The 23,232-nt window shown below is 66.4% G+C and carries 20 protein-coding genes and 1 riboswitch; of the genes, 5 read left to right on the forward strand and 15 right to left on the reverse strand.

The features are described from left to right. Positions 1-179: 179 nt before the first annotated feature. Together H7F16_RS19325 and H7F16_RS19330 are read right to left on the reverse strand one after the other, a co-directional pair. Positions 180-638: an Lrp/AsnC ligand binding domain-containing protein gene (locus H7F16_RS19325; protein WP_185799283.1), complete on the reverse strand. Its 459-nt coding sequence runs from the start codon at positions 636-638 to the stop codon at positions 180-182. Continuing rightward, a complete protein-coding gene (locus H7F16_RS19330; RefSeq protein WP_185799284.1) occupies positions 635-1,093 on the reverse strand; it encodes an Lrp/AsnC family transcriptional regulator in 459 nt (152 codons plus the stop codon). The genes H7F16_RS19325 and H7F16_RS19330 overlap by 4 nt, the downstream gene beginning before the upstream one ends. Positions 1,094-1,189: 96 nt before the next feature. Here H7F16_RS19330 and ilvC point away from each other — a divergent pair, with 96 nt between their 5' ends. Both ilvC and H7F16_RS19340 read left to right on the forward strand, forming a co-directional pair. Further along, positions 1,190-2,242 (forward strand): ketol-acid reductoisomerase, encoded by a 1,053-nt coding sequence (ilvC, locus tag H7F16_RS19335; protein ID WP_277818403.1) that lies wholly within the window; start codon positions 1,190-1,192, stop codon positions 2,240-2,242. A gap of 314 nt (positions 2,243-2,556) precedes the next feature. Further along, complete coding sequence (locus tag H7F16_RS19340; protein ID WP_185799286.1) at positions 2,557-2,727, forward strand: hypothetical protein; 171 nt, start codon at positions 2,557-2,559, stop codon at positions 2,725-2,727. 186 nt (positions 2,728-2,913) lie between these two features. On the opposite strand, the gene glmM is transcribed toward H7F16_RS19340, so the two are convergent. The 8 genes from glmM to H7F16_RS19380 all read right to left on the reverse strand — a co-directional run bounded on the left by glmM (position 2,914) and on the right by H7F16_RS19380 (position 13,495). After that, entirely contained in the window at positions 2,914-4,257 is a 1,344-nt protein-coding gene (glmM, locus tag H7F16_RS19345; RefSeq protein ID WP_185799287.1) for a phosphoglucosamine mutase, read from the reverse strand. Continuing rightward, a complete protein-coding gene (folP, locus tag H7F16_RS19350; RefSeq protein ID WP_185799288.1) occupies positions 4,247-5,254 on the reverse strand; it encodes a dihydropteroate synthase in 1,008 nt (335 codons plus the stop codon). Before folP ends, glmM begins: the two co-directional genes overlap by 11 nt. 45 nt (positions 5,255-5,299) lie before the next feature. Next, complete coding sequence (locus tag H7F16_RS19355; protein ID WP_185799289.1) at positions 5,300-6,208, reverse strand: dihydroneopterin aldolase; 909 nt, start codon at positions 6,206-6,208, stop codon at positions 5,300-5,302. A gap of 104 nt (positions 6,209-6,312) precedes the next feature. Further along, a complete protein-coding gene (locus H7F16_RS19360) occupies positions 6,313-6,993 on the reverse strand; it encodes a cell wall hydrolase (protein ID WP_185799290.1) in 681 nt (226 codons plus the stop codon). 212 nt (positions 6,994-7,205) lie between these two features. Next, complete coding sequence (locus H7F16_RS19365) at positions 7,206-9,746, reverse strand: putative PEP-binding protein (protein WP_194308546.1); 2,541 nt, start codon at positions 9,744-9,746, stop codon at positions 7,206-7,208. A 263-nt stretch (positions 9,747-10,009) separates the two neighbouring features. Continuing rightward, the gene (glyS, locus tag H7F16_RS19370) at positions 10,010-12,067 is read right to left on the reverse strand and encodes a glycine--tRNA ligase subunit beta (RefSeq protein WP_185799292.1); all 2,058 of its coding nucleotides are present in this window, start codon (positions 12,065-12,067) and stop codon (positions 10,010-10,012) included. Between the two features lies 1 nt (position 12,068). Then, positions 12,069-12,545 (reverse strand): DUF6446 family protein, encoded by a 477-nt coding sequence (locus H7F16_RS19375; protein ID WP_185799293.1) that lies wholly within the window; start codon positions 12,543-12,545, stop codon positions 12,069-12,071. After that, positions 12,542-13,495: a glycine--tRNA ligase subunit alpha gene (locus tag H7F16_RS19380; protein ID WP_185799294.1), complete on the reverse strand. Its 954-nt coding sequence runs from the start codon at positions 13,493-13,495 to the stop codon at positions 12,542-12,544. The genes H7F16_RS19375 and H7F16_RS19380 overlap by 4 nt, the downstream gene beginning before the upstream one ends. A gap of 169 nt (positions 13,496-13,664) precedes the next feature. Here H7F16_RS19380 and H7F16_RS19385 point away from each other — a divergent pair, with 169 nt between their 5' ends. Continuing rightward, positions 13,665-15,440: a peptidoglycan-binding protein gene (locus H7F16_RS19385; RefSeq protein WP_185799295.1), complete on the forward strand. Its 1,776-nt coding sequence runs from the start codon at positions 13,665-13,667 to the stop codon at positions 15,438-15,440. A 158-nt stretch (positions 15,441-15,598) separates the two neighbouring features. Here H7F16_RS19385 and H7F16_RS19390 read toward each other — a convergent pair whose 3' ends face one another. The 3 genes from H7F16_RS19390 to metZ form a co-directional block, all read right to left on the reverse strand. Continuing rightward, complete coding sequence (locus tag H7F16_RS19390; RefSeq protein WP_185799296.1) at positions 15,599-17,047, reverse strand: TrkH family potassium uptake protein; 1,449 nt, start codon at positions 17,045-17,047, stop codon at positions 15,599-15,601. A gap of 66 nt (positions 17,048-17,113) precedes the next feature. Then, positions 17,114-18,205 carry a GTP cyclohydrolase FolE2 gene (gene folE2 / locus H7F16_RS19395; RefSeq protein WP_185799297.1) on the reverse strand — a complete coding sequence of 364 codons (1,092 nt, stop codon included), beginning with the start codon at positions 18,203-18,205 and terminating at the stop codon, positions 17,114-17,116. A 215-nt stretch (positions 18,206-18,420) separates the two neighbouring features. Next, positions 18,421-19,605 (reverse strand): O-succinylhomoserine sulfhydrylase, encoded by a 1,185-nt coding sequence (gene metZ, locus H7F16_RS19400; protein WP_185799303.1) that lies wholly within the window; start codon positions 19,603-19,605, stop codon positions 18,421-18,423. A gap of 51 nt (positions 19,606-19,656) precedes the next feature. Beyond that, positions 19,657-19,734: riboswitch (SAM riboswitch) on the reverse strand. 79 nt (positions 19,735-19,813) lie between these two features. On the opposite strand from metZ, the gene H7F16_RS19405 reads away from it, so the two are divergent. Both H7F16_RS19405 and H7F16_RS19410 read left to right on the forward strand, forming a co-directional pair. After that, a complete protein-coding gene (locus tag H7F16_RS19405; protein ID WP_185799298.1) occupies positions 19,814-20,515 on the forward strand; it encodes a glutathione S-transferase N-terminal domain-containing protein in 702 nt (233 codons plus the stop codon). A gap of 256 nt (positions 20,516-20,771) precedes the next feature. After that, complete coding sequence (locus tag H7F16_RS19410) at positions 20,772-20,978, forward strand: cold-shock protein (protein ID WP_185799299.1); 207 nt, start codon at positions 20,772-20,774, stop codon at positions 20,976-20,978. A gap of 174 nt (positions 20,979-21,152) precedes the next feature. Here H7F16_RS19410 and H7F16_RS19415 read toward each other — a convergent pair whose 3' ends face one another. Beyond that, positions 21,153-21,767, reverse strand: coding sequence for an inner membrane-spanning protein YciB (locus H7F16_RS19415; protein WP_185799300.1), 615 nt, complete (start codon positions 21,765-21,767; stop codon positions 21,153-21,155). A gap of 77 nt (positions 21,768-21,844) precedes the next feature. Beyond that, positions 21,845-22,852: a signal recognition particle-docking protein FtsY gene (gene ftsY, locus H7F16_RS19420; RefSeq protein WP_185799301.1), complete on the reverse strand. Its 1,008-nt coding sequence runs from the start codon at positions 22,850-22,852 to the stop codon at positions 21,845-21,847. Positions 22,853-23,232 lie beyond the last annotated feature (380 nt).

A 23,232-nucleotide genomic window follows, 5' to 3' on the forward strand; every position in this document is an offset into this window, starting at 1 on the left:
CAGGTCTTTTCCCGAATATGGCGCAGCACCGGCGCAAGAACAGCCCGTTTCCGACACGGGGCGCATGTTTTCACCGCTCCGCGCGGCCCCTTCATCCTTGCCCAAATACTCTGCGGGGGGAAAGACGGCGCAAGCCGGCTTGGGGGGCCGCACAGGCCCCCCCTTCCCGCCCCAACGGCCTAGCCCAAAGGTCCGGGCCTGCGCTCCTCGGTCAACAGCACATTGGCCTCGACGTTCCCCACCCCCGGCAGCGTCATGATCCGCCGCCGCAGCACCCGCTCGAAATCCGCGATATCCCGCGCCACCACGCGCAGACGGTAGTCGAACAGCCCAAGGACATGCTGCACCACCTGCACCTCGGGGATCGCCATCACCGCCCGCTCGAAATCCTCGAGGCTCACCCGCCCCCGCGTCGCCAGCTTCACGCCAAGGAACACGGTGACCCCGAACCCCAGCGCCGCGCGGTCCACATCGACCTGCACCCCGCCCAGCACGCCCGCCTCCTCCAGCCGCTTCACCCGCCGCCACGCGCCGGGCTGGCTGATGCCGAAGCGTCGCCCCAGCTCTCCAGCCGAAACCCCCGCCTCCAGCGCCAGCGCCCGCAGGATCGCGCGGTCCGTGTCATCCAGATCGATCACAGCGGCAAGGCCTCCGCATCCTTGATCGTCGCAATCAGCATCAGCGCATCCACCTCGGCGATATGCGGCAAGGACAGGATGCGCTGCCGGTACACCTCCTGGTAATGCCCCATGTCGCGGGCGATCACGTTCAACCGCACATCGACGCGCCCCAGAAAGGTTTCGATCGCCACCACCTCGGGCACCCCCCGCGCCGCATCGATAAAGTCGTCAAAGGCCCGCGGATCGGTCTTGTCGAGCGTGAAGCGCAGGCTCACCTCCACCTCATAGCCCAGCCGCCGCCAGTCGACCCGCGCCCGCTCGGCCCGGATCACCCCCGCCTCGCGCAACCGTTCGAGCCGCCGCCACAGCGTCGCCGCCGTCACCCCCGCCCGCGCGGCCAGCGCGGCGCGCGGCAGCGACGGCTCGGCCAGATAATGCCGCAGCACCCTGCGATCCGTATCGTCAAGCTGCATGAAATTTTCACCGATCCGCAAATTCCAGAATGATTTTTCGCAGAAAAATCGCATTCCGTCAAACATCGCAACCGATCACGCCCGAAACGGCGTAAATTGCCGCCATCAACCAAACAGGAGCACGCCATGCGCGTCTATTATGATCGTGACTGCGACATCAACCTGATCAAGGACAAAAAGGTCGCCATCCTCGGCTACGGCTCGCAAGGCCACGCCCATGCGCTGAACCTGCGCGATTCCGGCGCCAAGAACCTCGTCGTCGCGCTGCGTCCGGGCTCGCCCTCGGCCAAGAAAGCCGAAGGCGAAGGCCTCAAGGTCATGGGCATCGCCGAAGCCGCCGCATGGTGCGACCTCATCATGTTCACCATGCCCGACGAACTGCAGGCCGACACCTACAAGAAATACGTGCATGACAACCTGAAGGAAGGCTCCGCCATCGCCTTCGCCCACGGCCTGAACGTCCACTTCGGCCTGATCGAGCCGAAAAAGGGTGTCGACGTCATCATGATGGCCCCCAAAGGCCCGGGCCACACCGTGCGCGGCGAATACACCAAGGGCGGCGGCGTGCCCTGCCTCGTGGCCGTCCATCAGGACGCGACCGGCAAGGCGATGGAAATCGGCCTGTCCTACTGCTCGGCCATCGGCGGCGGCCGCTCGGGCATCATCGAGACGAACTTCCGTCAGGAATGCGAAACCGACCTCTTCGGCGAACAGGCCGTTCTCTGCGGCGGCCTTGTCGAGCTGATCCGCATGGGCTTCGAGACCCTCGTCGAAGCCGGCTACGAGCCGGAAATGGCCTATTTCGAATGCCTGCACGAAGTGAAGCTGATCGTGGACCTGATCTACGAAGGCGGCATCGCCAACATGAACTACTCGATCTCGAACACCGCCGAATACGGCGAATACGTCTCGGGCCCGCGCATCCTGCCCTACGAGGAAACCAAGGCCCGCATGAAAGCCGTGCTGACCGACATCCAGACCGGCAAGTTCGTGCGCGACTTCATGCAGGAAAACGCCGTCGGCCAACCCTTCTTCAAGGCCACCCGCCGCATCAACGACGAACACCAGATCGAAAAAGTCGGCGAGAAACTCCGCGCCATGATGCCGTGGATTTCCAAGGGCAAGATGGTCGACCGTTCGCGGAACTGATCGGTTCGTCCAGCACGAGAATGACAAAGGCCGGCCCGCGAGGGCCGGCCTTTTCGTTGAAGAACCAATATACTTTCTCGGGTTCTTAACTGGGCTGCATTTCGGTGAAGCGCATCTTTCGTTGATCGCCCGATAAATCAGGACCATCGGCACCAAGCTGTCCGCAGTCTTGAACCCGCCCCCTATCTTTCCCCCCCCAAATCCCCCATAGTCCCCCCTCACCCCCTCCACACAGGGGGATTCCCTCCGAGCTTCGGTGGCCGGCCCTCTCTGGCCCCCTGTCGTCGTCCGGCCTTACCCCGAAAGGACGACCCATGGGTATCTCTACCCCCAAGCCGAAGTTTGATCTTGCGGCGTTCCTGAGCGAGAAGGCCTCGCCCCAGTCGCGCCGCCGGCCGACGTGGAAGCGTCAGGCCCCCGCGCCCGAGGTCGAGGCCGACGACAGCGCCGAAGCCGCGCCGGAAACACCCAAGACCGACGACTGAGCCGGACGTCCAAGGCAGACGTGCAAGGCTAACGCCCAAGCATGACAAACAAACCCGAAGGGTGCGCCACCACGGCGCACCCGCCGCACAGCCCAACGGCACGCCCCCTGCCCCCCGCGCGGGCGCTGCACGCTTTGCCTGCCGCCGACCGGCGCGCGCGATTTTTCGCAGAAAAATCGCAGCCCCTCAGACCGCCGCTTCCACCGCCGCGACGATCCCGTCAACGACCTGCGCCAGAAGCCCCGCATCCTCGCATTCGGCCATGACCCGCACCAGCGGTTCCGTCCCCGATTTGCGGATCAGCAGCCGCCCCTTGCCCGACAGCAGCCCCTCGGCCTCGGCGATCACCGCCTTGACGGACGCGGCCTCCAGCGGGGCCGCCCCCGCGCCGTAGCGCACGTTCTTCAGCAACTGCGGCACGGTGTCGAACTGCCGCGTCAGCGCCGAGGCCCTGGCCCCCGTCCGCGCCATCTCGGCCAGAAACTGCAGGCCCGCGATCAGCCCGTCGCCCGTGGTGGCGTAATCGGTCATCACGATATGCCCCGACTGTTCGCCGCCAAGGTTGAACCCGCCCGCCCGCATCCGCTCGACCACATAGCGGTCGCCCACCGCCGTCCGCTCCAGCCGCAGCCCCCGCGCCTCGAGGTGCCGCTCCAGCCCCAGATTGGACATGACCGTCGCCACCAGCGCCCCGCCGCGCAGACGCCCGTCCTCGGCCCAGCGGGTCGCCATCAGCGCCATGATCTGGTCGCCGTCGGCCACCATCCCCCGCTCGTCCAGAATCATCACCCGGTCCGCATCGCCATCGAGGCAGATGCCCACATCCGCCCCATGCGCCACCACGGCCTCGGCCGCCGTCTGGGTATGGGTCGACCCGCAGCGGTCGTTGATGTTGGTGCCGTTGGGAGAAACGCCCACAGGCACCACCTCGGCCCCCAGTTCCCAAAGCACATCGGGCGCCGCCTTATAGGCCGCGCCATTGGCGCAATCGATCACCACCTTCAGCCCGTCAAGCCGCAGGCCCGCCGGAAAGGTGGTCTTGACGAATTCCTGATAGCGCCCGCGCCCGTCCTCGATCCGCTTGGCGCGGCCGATGTTCTCGGGCGCGGCGGGCGTCACCTCTCCGGCAAGGATCGCCTCGATCTCGGCCTCGGCCTCGTCCGACAGCTTGAACCCGTCAGGACCGAAGAACTTGATGCCATTGTCCTGATGCGGGTTGTGGCTGGCCGAGATCATCACCCCCAGATCGGCCCGCATCGACCGTGTCAGGAACCCGACGGCAGGTGTGGGAACCGGCCCCAGCAGCAGCACGTTCATGCCCGTGCTGGTCAGCCCGGCGGTCAGCGCGTTTTCCAGCATATAGCCCGACAGCCGCGTGTCCTTGCCGATCACCACCCGATGCGCCAGCGACCCGTCGCGCCGGAAGTAGCGCCCCGCCGCCGCACCGAGGGCCAGCGCCATCTGCGCCGTCATCGGATAGGTGTTGGCGCGTCCCCGCACCCCGTCGGTTCCAAACAGCTTACGGCTCATCCTGCCCCCCGTTTACCGCCATCCACAGACGCAGCGCCTGCCGCGTCTCGGCCACATCATGCACGCGCAACATCTGCGCACCCTGCGCCACACCGGCCAGCGCCACCGCCACCGATCCGGGCATCCGCCTGTCGGCCACCGGCTCTTGCCCGATGGTCCCGATGAACCGTTTGCGCGACACGCCCAGCAGGATCGGCACGCCCAGATCATGATAGACCGAAAGCCGCGCCAAAACCGCAAGGTTATGCGCCGCCGTCTTGCCGAAACCGATCCCGGGATCGACCATGATCCGCGCGCGGTCTATGCCTGCCGCTTCAGCCTGCGCGATCCGCGCGGCCAGAAAGTCGTACACGTCCAGCAGGACGTCATCATAGACAGGGTTGTCCTGCATCGTGGCGGGCGTCTTGATCGAATGCATCAAGATGACGGGCGCGCGCGCCGCAGCCACCACCCCCGCCATGCCCGCATCGAAACCCAGCGCCGCCACATCGTTGACGATCCCCGCCCCCGCCCCGAGCGCGGCCTTGGCCACCGCCGCCTTGCGCGTGTCGACCGAAAGCGCAACGCCCAACGCGCGCAGCGCCGCGATCACGGGTGCCGTGCGCGCGATCTCTTCGGCCTCCGGCACCTCGGCGGCACCGGGGCGGGTGCTTTCCCCGCCGATGTCCAGCACCTCGGCTCCCGCGGCCATCTCGCGCGCCTGCGCCAAAGCCGCCGCGCGGTCGACATAGCGCCCGCCGTCCGAAAAGCTGTCCGGCGTGACGTTGAGGATCCCCATGATCGTCGGCCGGTCCATCGCCACGCCGGCAAAGTCCGGGCGCGCGCCGCTCAGCCGGTCGCGCACCTCGGGCGGCACATCGGCCACGGGCAGCACCCGCGCCGGCCCGTCGCGGCGCAGCACCTCGACATGGCTGAACCACAGCCAGCCGCCCGCCAGCGGCAAGGCCCCCTCGGGGCGATCCGCCGCCCTCAGCGCAATGGGTCGAAAATACTCCATGCCCGCTGACTAGGCCGCCTCGCCCCGCCGCGCAAGCCTGTGGCCTCAGGCCCGCTCGACCGGCACGCGGCTTCCCGCCGGAAGTGCAACATCGCCGTGAACGACCAGACCGGCCGCCGCCATCATCTCGGCCAGCCACAGGGCCAGCGCCACAGGCTCGCGGCCCTGCGGCCCGTCGACGGCATCCAGCACCAGTTTCGACGGGGCCCAGACGATCATCTGCCCCCGCTTCACCGCCCAGTCGATCTCGGTCCGCGTCGCCACGACCACGCAGCGCGGGTCTTTCGCCGCCAGCCGCCATGCATTCTGCTCGATGGCCAGCAGGTCGACCCGCCGCTGCGTCGGCTTGTGCCCCGTCTCGGGCCGCGCCAGATCGGGCAGGCCCACGGTCAGGATCACCGGTACGCCCCGCGCCTGCAACCCGTCCAGCCGCGCCGCCAGCCCCGCATCGTCTATCGCCCTGTTGTCAAGGAACACGACCAGCGGATGCACCGCCTCCTCGACGCCATCCTGCCCCACGGCCTTGAGCGGCGCTTCCGCACGGCTCCGCACGATCTCGACACCCAGTTTCCCCGGCCCGCGATCCAGCTTTTCCACCCGCACAAAGACGCGCATCGCCTGCGGTTCCGCCAGAATCCGCTCGGCGATCCGGCTTGCCAGCGTTTCCAGCAGGTTCAACCGCTCGGCCGAAAGCTCGGCCGCAATCGCCTCGGTGATCCGGTCATAGCTCAGGATCTTGTCGACATCGTCGTCCAGCGGCTGCGGTTGCGGGCGCACTTCGACCACCACGTTGAACTGCACGCGCTGCCGCGTTCCGCGCTCCTGCTGAAAGGCGCCGATCTCGACCTCGACGATATGGTCGCGCAGCGAGATGCGGTCGCGCGGGTCGGCGCTGGCCGAAGCCGCCGCCCGCTCCTCGGGGTGCGCGAATGCGAGACGGATGTCTGTGGTCATGGTCTCGCTCTCTCTCCCGACGGAATTCGGGGACAGGTTACCCCCGTCCCCGCGTCCTGCCATGCCAAAAGGCGTCACTCGGTGCAAGGGCGCCGACCGATCCCTCAGGGTTGCCGATAAAAGAGATGCGCCCCGATCGAGGCGGTCTGGTCGAAGCGGTTCGACCAGTCGGGGTTCACGCCCCGCGTATGGAAATGCGTGGCCCCCAGCGTCAGCGTGCGCGGCGCGCCATCCATCATCACGCGGGCGATCCGGCCCGCACGGTCCACCGCTTCGGCATCGGTCATCGCATCGGCGCGACCGTCGCAGACATAGGAAAACTGGCACCCGCCATTGCCGCGCTGCCCGACCACCGCACAGACCGACGCCGGATAGGCGCCGCTGTCCACACGGTTCAGGATCACTTCGGCCACGGCGAACTGGCCCTTGAGCGTCTCGCCCCGCGCCTCGAAATAGATCGCCTTGCGCAGGCATTCCCATTCCGCATCGCCCGCAGGCGCCGCCTGCGCCGCAAGCCAGGCATCGCTGTATTCGATCAGCACCGGACCGGCCTTCTTGCCGGGGGTGACTTTGGTCTGCACCTTCGGCCCCACGGCCAGTTCCGTCAGTTTCTGCGCGGGCAGCGCGTCAAGCGCCTGCCGCTCGGCCCCCAGAAGCAGGGTCATCTGTGCCCCGATCGCCTGGGTCGGATCATTCGAATGGCTCACCGTCACATCGGCGAAGGCCGCTCCATTCAGGATGACGGCAGCAATCGCCCCCAACACCCAGCCTGTATGCAAGCGCATGTATCGTGTTTCCCGGTTTGTTACGCCTCGTCTCCGCCCGATACCAACGAAAGTATGGGGCAAAAGACGAGGTGTCGGGGTAGTCGACAGCCCGCGCCCCTGTCCACCTATGTGGCAGAATTGCAACGAAAATGCGGCTCACTTCGGCGGAAACTCGCCGAAACATCTTGAAACACTGTGTTAACCATGCCCCGCAACCGCATGATATTGTGTCATCTTTTCCCCGAAGCCGCACGGTCCTGCAAAGCCAGATGCGCCGCCGCCAATCGCGCCAAAGGCACCCTGTAGGGGGAACAGCTCACATAATCGAACCCCGCCTTGCGGCAGAAATCGATTGATTCGGGGTTGCCGCCATGCTCGCCGCAGATCGACAGGACCAGATCGCCCCGCGCCTTGCGGCCGCGCTCGGCCCCGATGTGCAGCAACTCGCCCACCCCGTCCACATCCAGCACATGGAACGGGTCCTCGGGGAAAACACCCTGCTGCACATAGGTGTTCATGAACCGCCCGGCATCGTCGCGGCTCAGCCCGTAGGTCATCTGCGTCAGGTCGTTCGTGCCAAAGGACAGAAAGGCCGCATGCTGCGCGATCTCGCCCGCGCGCAGGGCGGCGCGCGGCGTTTCCACCATCACCCCCAGCTTGTAGGCGAAATCGACCCCGCTCTTGGTGCGCACCTTGGCCGCGACGGCATCGACCCGCGCCTTGACCAGTTCCACCTCGCGCCGGGCAGAAACCAGCGGGATCATGATCTCGGGCACCACCGAAGTCCCGTTGCGCGCGATTTCGACCGTCGCCTCGAAAATCGCCTGCGCCTGCATGTCATAGATTTCCGGCAAGACAACGCCCAGCCGCACCCCGCGCATCCCCAGCATCGGGTTGAACTCCGACAAGGCCTCTGCCCGCCGCACCACCTCGGACAGCGGGCGGTCCAGCGCCTCGGCCAATTCGCGCAACCCCTCGCGGCTGTGCGGCAGGAATTCGTGCAGCGGCGGGTCGAACAGGCGGATGCAGACGGGCAGGCCCTGCATGATGTCGAAAAGCTGCACGAAATCCTCGCGCTGCATCGGCAGCAGCCGCGCAAGGGCCGCCGCGCGGTCCTTTGACGTATCGGCAAAGATCATCTCGCGCATCACCACCAGACGGTCGTCCTCGAAGAACATATGCTCGGTCCGGCACAGCCCGATCCCCTGCGCCTCGAACTGCCGGGCGGTCGCGGCATCGGTCGGCGTGTCGGCATTGGCACGGATGCCGATATCGCGCACCGCATCGGCCCAGCCCAGCAAGGTGCGGAAACTGCCGTCCAGCGCGGGGGCCAGCATTTCCGTCGCCCCGATCAGCACCTCGCCCGTGGTGCCGTCGACCGTGATGACATCGCCCTCGCGGAACACCCGCCCGTCCGGCGCGGTCAGCGTCTTTTCCTTCGCATCGAGCTTCAGCTCAGACGCGCCCACGATGCAGGGCAGACCAAGGCCGCGCCCGATCACCGCCGCATGGCTGGTCATCCCGCCGCGCTCGGTCAACACACCCACCGCCGAATGCATGCCCCGAATGTCCTCGGGCGCGGTCTCGCGCCGCACAAGGATGCAGGGCTCGCCCCGCGCGGCACTCGCCTGCGCGGCGGCCGAGGAAAACACCACCCGCCCCGTCGCGGCCCCCGGACTGGCGGCGATGCCCTTGACGAAGACATCGCGCGGCCCGCGCGGGTCCACCTGCGGGTGCAGCATCTCGGTCAGCGAGCGCGGCTCGACCCGCAGCACGGCCTCGTCCTGCGTGATGATCCCGTCCTCGGCCAGCGCCACGGCGATCTTCAACCCCGCCCGCGCCGAACGCGCCACCTTGACCGCGTCCAGCACCGAAAGCCGCCCGTCCTCGATGGTGAACTCGATCTGCATCTCCTCGCGCAGCTTGACGCGGCACACCGCGCCATGCCGCACCAGATCGGCAAAGATCCCGGGCGCGATATCCTCGAGCGACGGCCCCCGCGGGTCACGCGTCAGGTAGATGGCTTCCGTTTTCTTCAGCGCATCCCGCCCCTGGCTCTGCCCCAGATAGCGCCCCGTCACCTGCGGCTGTCCGGTCAGCGGATCGACGAATTGCACCACCCCCGACCCCGACACACCTTTGCCGATGCCCTGCGCCATCTCCTGCACGACCAGCCCCAGCCCCGCCTCGGGTCCGGCGCCCTTGGCCTGCCGCAACAGCCGCGCCGTGGTCCCCTCCCAGGCCCGCGCCATCGAGCGCAGCACTTCCGAAAGCTGCCGCCCCGCCTCTTGCGGAAAGGGTTCGTCCATCTCCAGCTCATAGACCCGCAGCGCATCCTTCAACGCCTCGGCGCTGGGGGCCGCGTCGAACATATCGGGATCAAGCCGCGCCACATGGGTCGCATAGGATTGCACGAAGCGCAGATAAAGCGCATCCGCCGCCGCCTGCCCGTGGGTCTCGACCAGCCGCGCATGGCCCGCCGCGTTCATCCCCACATTGAGAATCGTCGAAGGCCCGCCCCAATCGGGGTTCTCGGGGCTGGGACGCACCGAAATCAGCGCCCCCTCTCCGAAATGCGCCAGAATCGCCGCCGCATCCACCTGATGGCCCGCCGCAATCGCCCGCACCGTCTGGGCGGGCAGCGCCACCGTTTCCGGCACCGGAAGATCAAGCCGCACCAGACGTTGCAGGCATTTCGCCCGCCAGCCATGCGCGACCGTCATGATCTTCGCGCTCGGCGTGATCTCGGCAAACTCGGCGATCTTATCCATTTTCTGCACTGCGGCGCCTTTCCTGAGCAAATGCAGAATACGCCCAAAACCCTGTCACGCAAGCCTGACATGTTCCGCAAGCTGACAGGAAGGGGGGCCTTCAGCCCCCCTCGGGCCGCGTGCCGCGCCCCTCACCCCCCGAGGATATTTGGACGAGTATGAAAGCCAAAAGCCCGCGCGACCTTCATACTCGCGCAAATATCCTCGGGTGAGGTCCGGAGAGGGCCCGAGGGTCCTCTCCGGGGGCGATGCAGGGCGCAGCCTCAGCCGTCGAGGCGGGTCAGATCGGCCACGCCGCCGCAAACCGCGCGGATGCGGTGCAGCAGGTTCAGACGGTTGCGCCGCACGATGGCATTGTCGCTGTTGACCTGGACGGCGGTGAAGAACGCGTCGATGGGCGCGCGCAGCTGCGCCATCGCCCCCATCGCGGCAGCGAAATCCTCGGACCGCATCGCAGGGCCGATCGCCTGCTCTGCCACGTCGAGCGCATTGAACAGCGCCTTTTCCGCATCGCCTTCGGCAAACTTCGGATCGGCGCCAAAGGAATATTCCACCCCGTCCTTGGCCTCGGCCTGCGCGAGGATGTTGTTGGCGCGCTTGAAGCCCTGCACAAGGTTCGTCCCGTCCTCCGAGGCCATGAAGGACTGCAACGCCTGCGCCCGCTTGACCAGCAGCGTCAGGTCGTCATTGCCGGGCATAGCAAGGCAGGCGTCGATGACATCGTGGCGGATGCCTTGGTCTTTCAGGAATACCTTCAGACGGTCATGGAAAAAGGCCAGCAGGTCGGCGGCGTCCACCCCTGCATAGCCCTTGCCAAAGACCGAAAGCAGCGATCCCCGCACCCCGTTCACCAGCACCAGCCGGATCACGCCCAGCGCGGCGCGGCGCAGCGCGAAGGGGTCTTTCGACCCTGTCGGCTTCTCGTCCACCGCCCAGAAGCCCGTCAGCGTGTCGATCTTGTCGGCCAGCGCCACGGCGACCGAAACAGGCTCGACCGGCACATCGTCGGTCGGACCGAGCGGCGAGTAATGGTCCCGTGCCGCCAGCGCGACAGGCTCGGGCAGCCCCGCCTCGCGGGCGTAATACATGCCCATCAGCCCCTGCAATTCCGGGAATTCCCCGACCATGGACGAGCGCAGATCGGCCTTGGCCACCCGCGCCGCCTGTTCGGCCATATCCGCATCGGCCCCCACCAGCGGCGCGATCCCGCGCGCCAGTGCCGCGATCCGCCCGATCCGCTCGGCCTGTGAACCCAGCTTGTTGTGGAAGGTCACGGCCTCAAGCCCGCGCAGCCAGTCGCCCATGCCGGCCTTGGCCACGCGCAGGTCGTTCTCCCAGAAAAAGCGCGCATCCGACAGACGCGCCGACAGCACCTTCTGGTTGCCCTTCAGGATCGTCGCGCCCTGATCGGCGGTTTCCACATTGGCCACGGTGATGAAACCCTCGATCCGCCCCGTTTTCGGGTTGCGGACCGAAAAGAACTTCTGGTGTTCCTTCATGCTCGTCTGCAACACTTCGGGCGGCAGGTGCAGGAAATCGTCCCCGATCCGCCCCATCAGCGGCACGGGCCATTCCACCAGCCCCGCCACCTCGGCCAGCAGCCCGCGGTCCTCGACCGCTTCCAGTCCGGCGGCAAAGGCAAGGTTCACCGCATCCTGCCAGATATGCGCCGCCCGCTCCTCGGCATCGAGCATCACCTTGGCCCGCCAGAGCTTCGCGCGGTAATCCTCGAACGAGGTCACGGCAAAGCGCCCCGCGCCCATGAAACGGTGCCCCTCGGTCGTATCCCCTGCCGTGATCCCGTCGATCTCGAGCGGGACGACCGTGGCCCCGCCCTCGTCCACCATCAGGCACAGGATCGACTGCAACGGCCGCACCCAGCGCAACGACCCGTTGCCCCAGCGCATCGACTTGGGCCAGGGGAAGTTGCGCACCGCGCCTTCCAGCACCTCGGCCACGATGTCATCGGCCTTGCGACCGGGCTTCTCGATCACCGCGAAATAGACCTGCGCCTTCTTGTCGTCGCGCAGCTCGAGCTGATCCTTGGTCAACCCGGTCGAGCGCAAGAACCCCTCGAGCGCCGCCGCAGGCGCATCGGCCCGCGGCCCCTTGCGTTCTTCCCGCACGGGCTTGCTTTCACCGCTCAGCCCCTCGACCGACAGCACCAGCCGCCGCGGCGTCGAGAACGCCCCCGCGCTGGCATAGGTCAAACCGGCCTCGACCAGCCCGTCCGTCACGATCCGCTTCAGGTCGGCCGCAGCCTTGCCCTGCATCCGCGCGGGGATTTCTTCCGAAAAGAGTTCGATCAGCAGGTCGGGCATGTCACTCGTTTCCTTCGGAGCCGTTCAGTTGCTGCCAGGCATAGGCACGGCCATCGGCAAAGACCGCAACCACGCGGTCCACGCCGGGGTGGATGTTCTCTTGGCCCATGAAGGCCACCGCCTCGCCGCTTTCCAGCGCCGCACCGATGGCGGGCGCGTCGAAACAGCCGAACCACGACGGCGCGGTCAGCGGCGTCGGCGCGGGGTATATCCTGTAGGTCTCGGTCAGCATCGCCAGCGTCATCGGCGTGCGGAAGCAGGCGCGGAACCGGATGGGCGAGCTGTCGCCGTCGATCCCCGTGATCCCCTCGACCAGAATGGGCTCGGGCTGCCCGCTTTCGATGCTGGTCAGTTCGATCTCGTCCCCCGGCGTGAAGCTGGCGTCCTGATAGAACGCATAGACCTGCAACCAGTACATGGCCACGCCCGCAACCAGACCCGTCAGCACAAGGAACCCTCCGACGATCTTGCCATTCACGCCGCCACCCCGCCCGACACGGCAGCCGGCACGGCGCCGCCGGCCTCGGTGGTCACGAAGGCATCGGCGCATTTCTTCGCCAAGGCCCGCACCCGCCCGATATAGGCCTGCCGCTCGGTCACCGAAATCACCCCCCGCGCGTCGAGAAGGTTGAACAGATGGCTCGCCTTGATGCACTGGTCATAGGCGGGATGCGCCATCACGATCCGCCGCCCCGCCTTGTCGGTGGCATCAGCCGCAAGGATACGCTCGCATTCGGCCTCGGCGTCCTTGAAATGCTGGAACAGCATCTCGGTATCGGCCTGATCGAAATTCCAGCGGCTGTATTCCTGTTCCGTCTGGCGGAAGATATCCCCGTATTTCAGCGGAATGGGCGAGGCCGGATCGTTGAACGGCATCTCCATCACATGGTCGATCCCCAGCACATACATCGCCAGACGTTCGAGCCCATAGGTCAGCTCGCCCGATACGGGGCGGCAGTCGTGCCCGCCGACCTGCTGGAAATAGGTGAACTGGCTCACCTCCATCCCGTCGCACCACACCTCCCAGCCAAGGCCCCAGGCCCCCAGCGTCGGGCTTTCCCAGTCATCCTCGACAAAGCGGATGTCATGCAGCCCCATGTCGATGCCGATGGCCCGCAGGCTGCCCAGATACAACTCCTGCAAATTCGGCGGCGAGGGTTTGATGAGGACCTGATACTGGTAGTAATGCTGCAAACGGTTCGGGTTCTCGCCATAGCGCCCGTCCGTCGGGCGGCGCGATGGCTGGACATAAGCCGCGGCCCAGGGTTTCGACCCCAGCGCGCGCAGCGTCGTCGCGGGGTGGAAGGTGCCCGCGCCCACTTCCATGTCATAGGGCTGCAACACCGCGCAGCCCTGCGCCCCCCAATAGGATTGCAGACGCAGGATGATCTCCTGAAAACTGCGCGGCGGAATGACGGTATCGGCCATGCGGGGAACCCTTTTCAAAACCGCCCCCTCCATAGGCAATGGCCCCGCAGGGGTCAATGCCACGCCAAGGCCGCGCAACGCACGAAAGCACGTGCATCCCCGCCCTGCCCTCGCTAGGGTCCGCCCAGCACACACCCGCAACCACACGATGCAAAACGGACCAGCCCGAATGATGCGACAGGCGTTTTCCCTCTTCGTTCTTCTGTTCACCCTCGTCACCGCCGCTTCCGCACAAGATGCACGCTGGATCCAGATCGAAGCCCAGCCCACGCTGGCCGCCGCCGAAGACCGCGCCCGCGCCTGGGAGGGGCTGTTTCAGGACGTGAACGGCTTCTCGACCGGCTCGGGCTGGTATGTCATCGCCCTCGGCCCCTATACCGACGCGCAGGCTGAAGCCCGCCGCGCCGAATTGCGGGGCGAAAACCTGATCCCGGGCGACAGCTTCGTATCCGATGGCGCAAGTTTCGGCCCGATGTTCTGGCCCGTCGGCGCAACCACGCCCGGCGTGCCGGAACCCGACGCCCCCCTTGCCGATGCCCCCGCATCCGATGTCCCCGCACCAGACGCCACGGCACCCGACACAGCGGCAAACCTGACATCGGAACCCGATCAACCCGCCTTCATCGACGAAACCCCGGATGAGGCCCGCGCCTCGGAAGCCGCCCTGTCCCAGACCGACCGCGAAGACCTCCAGCGCGCGCTCATGTGGTTCGGCTTTTACGACAGCACCGTCGACGGCGCCTTCGGGCGCGGCACCCGCGCCTCGATGGCGGCATGGCAAAGCGCGCAATCGCTCGAACCGACGGGCGTTCTGACCACGCGCCAGCGCGCCGACCTGCTTTCGGCCTACCGCGCCGAGGAAACCGCCTTCGGCTTCCAGACCGTCACCGAGAACGAGGCGGGGATCGAAGCCTCCCTGCCGCTCGCGCTGGTGGCCTTTGACCATTACGAACCGCCCTTCGTGCATTTCACCGCCAAGGACGGCGGCGACACCCGCATCATCCTCATCAGCCAACCGGGCGAGGAAGCGGCCCTCGCCGGCCTTTTCGACACGCTGCAAACGCTCCAGATCGTCCCCGCGTCAGGCCCGCGCGCCAATGACGGCAAAAGCTTCACCCTGCGCGGCGAAAGCGCCGACCGCATCACCGAGGCCTATGCCACCACCGCGCGCGGCATGGTCAAGGGCTGGCTGGTCAGCTGGAACCCCGCCACGGCACCGGACATGCAGCGCGTGCTGACCATGCTCAAAACCAGCTTCCGCCCCATCGGCGACCGCGCGCTCGACCCCGGCCTCGTGCCGCTCTCGGCGGGCAGCAAGGCGGGGCTGCTTTCGGGGCTCGAGATCAAGCGCCCGCGCCTGTCGCGCACGGGTTTCTACGTCGATGCCCAAGGCACGGTCCTCACCACCGCCGAGGCCACCGCCCAATGCGGCCGCATCACCCTCGACACCAGAACCGAGGCGCGCGTCCTTGCATCCGATACCGCAAGCGGCCTTGTCCTTCTGAAACCGGCAAGCCCGCTTTCGCCCCCCGCCAGCGCCGCCTTTACCCCCGCCACGGCAGGGGCCGAAATCGCCGTATCGGGCTACAGCTACGAAGACACGCTTCCCGCCCCCGTGCTGACCTATGGCATCCTCGAGGCGACGACGGGTCTCGATGGCGAAGCGACGCTGAACCGGCTGACCCTCGCGGCGCTCGCGGGCGATGCGGGCGGCCCGGTCCTCACCGCTTCGGGGGCCGTCGCGGGCGTGCTGCTGCCAAAGGGCACGGGCGCGCGCCAGCTTCCCGAAGGCGTCGCCTTCGCCGCCCCTGCCAGCGCCATCGCCCCGCTGCTGCAACAGGCAGGCATCACGCCCGCCACCGCCACAGACCAGACCGCCCTGACCCCGCAGGACCTTTCGGCCCGCGCCCAGGGCATGACCGTCCTCGTCTCCTGCTGGGAATGATCCGGCCGTCGCGGGGGGCTGTCTGCCCCCCACGGCGCGTGCCGCGCCTCCTCCCGAGGATATTTGCACGAGCATGAAAGGCCAAAGGCGCGGCACCTGCTTCAGCCTTGCCCAAATACTCAGATCCCGCCCGTGCCGCAAAAGCCGCGGGCAGGGGGCTAGCGCCGCCAGAACCGCGGCAGGACCAGCACGAAGATCGCAAGCAGGCCAAGCCGCCCCAGCAGCATCGCCAGCGTCATGATCCACTTTCCCGCATCGGGCAGGTCGACATAGGTTCCGGTCCGCGCCACGATCGACCCGAAGCCGTAGCCGATGTTTCCCAAGGCCGACCAGACCGAGAACAGCGCCGATTGCGTATCAAGCCCGATCAGCGTCATCGCGACCGTCAGCACCCCCAGCGTCAGCACATAGCCTGTGACGTAAAGGATCAGCGCATCCATCACATCCGGCTCGACCGTGCGCCCGTCGTATTTCACCGGACTGACCCGCCCCGGCGACACGATCTGCCGCACCTGCTGCACCAGCGCCGCCGCGACGAGTTGCGCGCGGAACACCGTCAACCCCGCCGCGGATGACCCCGAACAGGCCCCGATCACCCCGATCACGAAGGCCACGACCAGCATGTAGCCGCCCCATGTCGGGAAAGAGCCGCTGAAAAAACCGGTCGAGGAGATGATCGAGACAAGGTTGAACAGGCTTTCCCGCAAGGCAGGCTCGAATGCCATGTCCGAGGTGAGCCAGCGCCACAGGGTCACCGTGCCCACGGCACAGCCGATGATCTTCAGATAGGCCCGCACCTGACTGTCGCGCCACAAAGGCCCCGTCTGCCCGTTCACAAGCTGGACATAGCGCACATAGGGCAGCGACCCCAGCACCATGAACAGCGCACCGAAATACTCGCCCGCCCCCTGATAGGCGGTAAAGGACACGTCGCGCGGCGAGAACCCTCCGGTGGCGATCGAGGCCATCGCGTTCACCGCCGCATCGAGCGGTGTCATCCCGATGATGGAATAGGTCACCCCCGCGATCACGATCAACCCGATGTAGACCCCCAGCAACTGCCTGGCGAGGTCGGTCGCCCGTGGCAGCACCTTGCCAAAGGTGTCGAACCCTTCGGTGCGGAAGAACTGCATCCCCCCCACCCGCATCACCGGCAGGAAGATCATGGCGACAAAGGCGATCCCCAGCCCCCCCGCCGCGTTCAGCAATCCCCGCCACAGGTTCATCCCCGCAGGCAGGCTGTCCAGCCCGTAGATCACCGTGGCCCCCGTGGTGGTGATCCCCGAGACCGCCTCGAAATAGGCTTCGGTGAAATGCAGCCTCGGCGCGCCCAGCATGAAGGGCAGCGCGCCAAAGGCCGGCACGACGAACCAGATGGCCGCCGTCAGCAGATAGGCCGAGCGCAGGTCGAACGCCCCCCGCGTCGCATTCGCGGACGAGATCGCCAGAAGCACCCCGACCCCCGCCGTCACCAGCGCCGCCTGCAGAATATCGTCGGCATTGCCGTTCTGGGCGTTCCAGTCCACGAAAGCCGGCAAAAGCATCAACCCGGCCAGAACCATCAGGATCCAGCCGAGGACATAGGCGATGGGGCGTATATCGACCATGCGTTCGGGCTACACCGCAGGCAGTGGCGCGGTCAACGCTCCGGCTGCAAATCGGCGCCCCGTCGGTCAGCCGACATGGAACAGCGTCGAGAACAGCCGCGGGTCGAGGCTCTCGGCCGCAAAGGTCGGCCCCTCGGTCAGCACCGAAACGGCGTCATGGCTGTGCAGGCTTTCCTGATGGCTGGCGATGATGCGGAAATCGCCGATCCGCGCATCCCCTTTCAGCGCCTGGCAGAAGGACCGCGCCGCATCCTCGACAAAGATCGGATTGGCCGCGTTCAGCTCGGCAAAGGCCTGCTCGTCCTCGCGCTTGACCATCACCTGCGTTTCCGTAGGCACCGCCGCGCGCGCCAGTTCGATCAGATCCTCGAACCACAGCCGGTTGCCCGGATTGACCACCACCGAAATCCGCGCCACCGAGCGCTGCGAATGCGGCGTCGCCAGCTGCCCCCGCGTGCGGCGGGCATGTTCCGACAGTTCCAGCGAGCAGGGGCAGGTCGACGAATAGACGAAGTCGAGATGCATGATCTTCTTGCGCACCCCGGCCACGTCGACCAGCTCCAGCGCGATGTCGTAATACTGCCAGCCCGACAGGCCCGACCGCAGCGAGTCAACCTTCACCGGAAAGGAAAAGCGCATCTGGATGCGCGCATCGAAGCTTTCCAGATCGCGCTTGTAGTCCTCGAGCGCGTGTTCGATCACCTGAAAGCTGAAATCGCGTTCGGCATGGGCATAGAAAGACCGCATGATGCGGCTCATGTTGATGCCCTTCTTCTCGGCCTCGAGCGAAACGGTGCCCGTCACGCTGGTTTCCAGCGTCAGCTCGCCCGCGTCGCGGGTGCGGTAGCGGATCGGCAGGCGGAAGTTCGAGATGCCGACATGCTGGATCACCTGCTTCTCGCCACGGATCAGGCTGCTCGGTCCGTTCTGCAAATCGGGCAGCCCCGCCTTGTAGGCGTCGTCCACCACGAAATCCTCGGGATAGGCGCGGCTCATCGCGGGATAGCCCTCGCCCGGCAGCAGATAGCCCACCGCCGCGTCGAGTTTGGCAATATCCGTGTCCGACGCCTTGCCCGCCCAACGCCGCAGCACGGCCAGGGCCGCCTCGGCCTCCTCGCGGCTGGGCTGACGGTCAAGCTCGGGGGTGTGGATATTCATCGCAGTCGCCTTTCGGTTCCGGCACGACCCTCGGGTCCGCCTTCAATGTCAGCAGGTTATACGCGCGGCTCCTCCGCCCGGATCACAGCAAGGCGCAGATTCCCTGCGCCTTGCCTGCTTCCTACATAATGCGCCGCCCCGCGAAATTCCAGAACAGCGCAAACAGACATCTTCCCTGCCAAAAGCGAACTTGGCAGCCTTTGGTTAATCAAAGGTTACTCGCCCGTGGCCTGCAAGGCCTGCATCAGGTCCTCGATCAGATCTCCCGCATCCTCCAGCCCGACCGACAGCCGGATCAGCCCCGGCGTGATGCCGAGCTGCGCCTTCGTCTCGGGCGACAGGCGCTGGTGCGTCGTGGTGGCCGGATGGGTGGCAATCGTCTTGGCATCGCCCAGATTGTTGGAAATCTTGGCAATCTTCAAAGCGTTCATGAAGCGGAACGCCGCCTCCTTGCCCGCCTTGATGTCGAATGTCACCAGCGTGCCGCCCGACCCCATCTGCGCCATCGCAAGGCCATGCTGCGGATGGCTTTCCAGCCCCGGATAGATCACCCGCCCCAGACGCGCATCGCCCTCGAGCGCGCGGGCGATGGTCAGAGCCGAATCGGCCATCGCACGGCAGCGCAGATCCAGCGTCGCCATGCCGTTCAGCATGATCCAGCTGGTGAACGGGCTCATCGACCCGCCGGTATGCTTCATATAGGGTTCCAGCACCTTGCGGATGTATTCCTTCGTGCCGCAGACCACGCCGCCCAGCGCGCGGCCCTGCCCGTCGATGTGCTTGGTCGTGGAATAGACGATCACATCCGCGCCCTGATCCACCGCGCGCGAGAAGATCGGCGTCGCAAAGACGTTGTCCACGATCACCAGCGCACCCGCCGCATGGGCGATTTCCGCCACCGAGCGGATATCGACCAGTTCGAGCGTCGGGTTCGACATCGACTCGAAGAACACGGCCTTGGTCCCCGGCGTCACCGCCGCGCGCCATTGCTCCAGATCGGCACCGTCGACGAAGGTCACCTTCACGCCATAGCGCGTCAGCACGTCCTCGAGGATGTAAAGACACGACCCGAACAGCGCCCGCGACGAGACGACATGGTCCCCCGCCCGCAGCATCGAGGTCAGCGCGCCGTTGACCGCCGCCATGCCGCTTGCGGTGGCAAAGGCGTCCTCGGTCCCCTCAAGCCCCGCGATGCGCTCCTCGAACATGCGGGTGGTCGGGTTGCCGTAGCGCGCATAGATGAACTCGTCATCGCCCGCCTTGATGAACCGCGCCTCGGCGCTTTCGGCGCTTTCATAGGCGAAACCCTGCGTCAGGAAGATCGCTTCCGCCATCTCGCCATACTGGCTGCGTCGGCTGCCTTCATGCACCAGCTTCGTGCGCGTTTTCCATTCGGTCATCGTCATGGCCTCCGGCCAAAGAAAAGCCCCGGAAACCCAAAGGCCCCGGGGCGCATCTGCCCTGAAACCTCTTTAGCGGAATGTTTAACGTGGCCCGCAATCCGGTAACAAAGCGCCACGAAGGGCGGCATACGCCTTTGTGATGGGCGGGTCAACTTGCCTCTGCCGCCGATTTCGCCATGATCGCGCCAAATCCACAGGAGTCGCCATGACCGCCCCGATCGAGCTGTATTACTGGCCCACGCCCAACGGCAAGAAAATCACCATCGCGCTGGAAGAGATGGGCCTGCCCTACACCATCCACCCCGTCAACATCGGCGCGGGCGACCAGTTCAAACCCGAATTCCTCGCCATCGCGCCGAACAACCGCATGCCCGCGATCACCGATCCCGAAGGCCCCGACGGCAACCCCGTCTCGATCTTCGAATCCGGCGCGATCCTGCAATATCTGGCCCGCAAGACCGGCCTGTTCTCCGGCGCGACCGAACGCGACCGCATCGCGGTCGAGCAGTGGCTGATGTGGCAGATGGGCGGCGTCGGCCCGATGGCGGGGCAAGCGCACCACTTCCTGACCTATGCCCCCTCGATGGACCCGCCCCACGATCTTCCCTACGCCAAAGACCGCTACAAGCGCGAGGTGGGCCGCCTTTACGGCGTCCTCGACAAGCAGCTTGCCAAACACCGCTACGCCGCAGGCGATTTCCTCTCGATCGCCGATTTCGCCATCTGGCCTTGGGCGATGGGCTGGCAGGGCCAGCAGCAGACCCTCGACGACAAGCCGAATTTCAAGCGCTGGCTTGACGAGCTTGCCGCTCGCCCCGCCTTCGTCAAGGGCGCCGCCGTGGGGGCCGAGTTGCGCAGCGCCACCACGACCGACCGCAAGGCGCAGGAAATCCTGTTCAAACGCTGACCCGAATGTCGCCCGCGACATTTGCGAAAGCCTCCCTGCGACCGTGACCCGCAGGCGAAAGGGCGGCCAACTCCCGCCGCTCTTTTCGCCTGTCGGGCGAATCCCCTTGCTATCCCGCCACAAAGGGCGCATGCCTTGTGGGCTTATTCGATCTTTCGACCTTCTGTCTCCCCTCGGGCTTCAGACGCGACCTTGATGACCCTGAGCCGAGCCATCGCATGCTGCGGGTGGCATTCTTAAGACAGGAGATCTCACGATGGCCAACGGCACCGTGAAATGGTTCAACGCCACCAAAGGCTTCGGCTTTATCGCACCGGAAGGCGGCCAGAAGGACGTTTTCGTCCACATCAGCGCTCTCGAGCGTGCCGGCCTGCGCGGTCTGAATGACGGCCAAGCCGTCACCTTCGACCTCGAGCGTGACCGCAACGGCCGCGAATCCGCGACCAACCTCGCTCTGGCATAATCCGCCACGGCATAGAATACGGAAAGGGCGGCCCTCGGGCCGCCCTTTTCCATTCCGGCCACGCGCTTCCTGCGGCCCCCTTCCCCGACGGTTCCCCTGCAACGGATCACCGCCGCAAGGCACCTGTTGCCTGGCAGGCACCCGATGCCGGCGCCGAAATCCTTGCGCCCTGTCTCAGCCCTTTTCGTCTTCCTCGATGCCGTAGCGGTTCAAGACCCCGCTCTGGCTCATGAAGAACAGGAACAGCGCCGCCGTCAGCCCGAAGGTCTTGAAATTCACCCAGACCTCGGTCGAGAAGCTGCGCCAGATCACCTCGTTCGCCACCGCCAGCGCAAAGAAGAACGCGCAAAGCCGCCGCGTCAGGATCATCCAGCCCTCGGGCTTCAGGGGAAGCGCCTCTTCCATCACCAGCTTCAGATAGCTCTGCCCCCGCAGCAGGCCGAAGCCCAGCATCCCCCCGAACAAAAGGTAGATCATCGTCGGCTTCATCTTGAAGAACCGCTCGTCCTTCAGCCAGACCGACAGCCCGCCAAAGACCACGACCAGCACCACCGTCGCGACCTGCATCTTCGACAGCTTGCCCGTCAGCGCCCACAGGATGCCCGTGGTGATGACCATCAGCGGAATGAACAGCGCCGTCATCACCAGAAAGCCGCTGTAATCCGACCCGAACAACGTCACCGTCTGGTCGCGCAACTTCATGTATCCGGCAAAGAACAGGACCACCGGCCCCAGTTCCAGCGCCAGTTTCAGCATCGGGTTGATCTTCTTGCCTTGCTGCCCGTCCATCGCCTGCCCCTTGCGCATCCTGCGGCGCACCCTCGCCCGAAACCCGCCCCGCTTTCAAGCAGGGCGCGTTCACGTTCTCATTCCTGCCCGACAAGGGCCTTGGCGAAATCCTCGGGATCAAAGGGCGCCAGATCGTCGATCTGCTCGCCCACCCCGATGGCATGGATCGGCAGCCCGAACCTGTCCGCAAGCGAGACCAGCACGCCCCCCTTGGCCGTGCCGTCAAGCTTGGTCATCACCAGCCCCGTGACATCCGCGATCTTGCGGAAAATCTCGACCTGGCTCACCGCGTTCTGCCCCGTGGTCGCGTCAAGCACCAAAAGGGTATTGTGCGGCGCGCTCGGGTCTTTCTTGCGCAGCACGCGGACGATCTTGGCCAGCTCCTCCATCAGGTCGGCACGGTTCTGCAACCGCCCCGCCGTATCGATCAGCAACAGGTCCGCCCCCTCGGACTGCGCCTTGGTCAGGGCGTCAAAGGCAAGGCTGGCGGGGTCGCTGCCTTCGGGTGCGGTCAGCACCGGCACGCCCGCGCGCTGCCCCCAGACCTGCAACTGCTCGACCGCGGCGGCGCGGAACGTGTCGCCGGCGGCAATCACCACCGATTTTCCCGCCGCCTTGAACTGGCTCGCCAGCTTCCCGATCGTCGTGGTCTTGCCCGATCCGTTCACGCCCACCACCAGCACGACCTGCGGCTTGTGCGCATAAAGCGGCAAGGGCCGCGCCACGGGCTCCATGATCCGCGCGATCTCTCCGGCCAGCGCCGCGCGCAACTCGCGCGTGCTGATGCGCTTGCCGAAACGGCCCTCGGCGATATTGGCCGTGACCCGCCCTGCGGTCTCGACCCCCATATCCGCGCCGATCAGCACATCCTCAAGGCTTTCGAGCATCGCGTCATCGACCAGCCTGCGCGGCTCGTCGCTGCCGAAGATCCGCCCGAGCAACCCCGGCTTGGCCTCGGGCTCCGCCACCGCCTGCGCAGCGGCCCCGTTGGCGGCGGCATCATCCGCCACCAAGGCCTCCAGCCCTTCACCGATCTTGTCCGAAGACCGGAACATCCGGTCGCGCAGTTTCTTCAGGAATGACATGCCGAAGCGATCCTTGTGGCCCTTCCTTCACCTAGTCGCTTCCCGCCCGAAACGAAAGACCCGACGCAGCCACGCCCTTTGCGGGTGCGCCCTTAGCCCGCGCGCCGCCCCTCGCCCATGACCCCCGCGCCCTTTGCCCGTGCGCCGCCGCTCGACCAGCCCGTCCCGCACGCGCCCGCCCCCCGGCCTTCGCCCGCGCGCCACCCCTCGACCGCCCGTCCCTCGCCACCCCTCCCCCGCGCCCTTCGCCCGTGCGACACCCCTCGACCAGCCCGTCCCGCGCCACCCCTCCCCCGCGCCCTTGGCCCATGCGCCACCCCTCGACCGCCCGTCCCTCGCCACCCCTCCCCCGCGCCCTTTGCCCGCGCGCCCCTCCCTCG

Source organism: Paragemmobacter straminiformis (genome assembly GCF_014243445.1).
Classification (GTDB): domain Bacteria; phylum Pseudomonadota; class Alphaproteobacteria; order Rhodobacterales; family Rhodobacteraceae; genus Paragemmobacter; species Paragemmobacter straminiformis.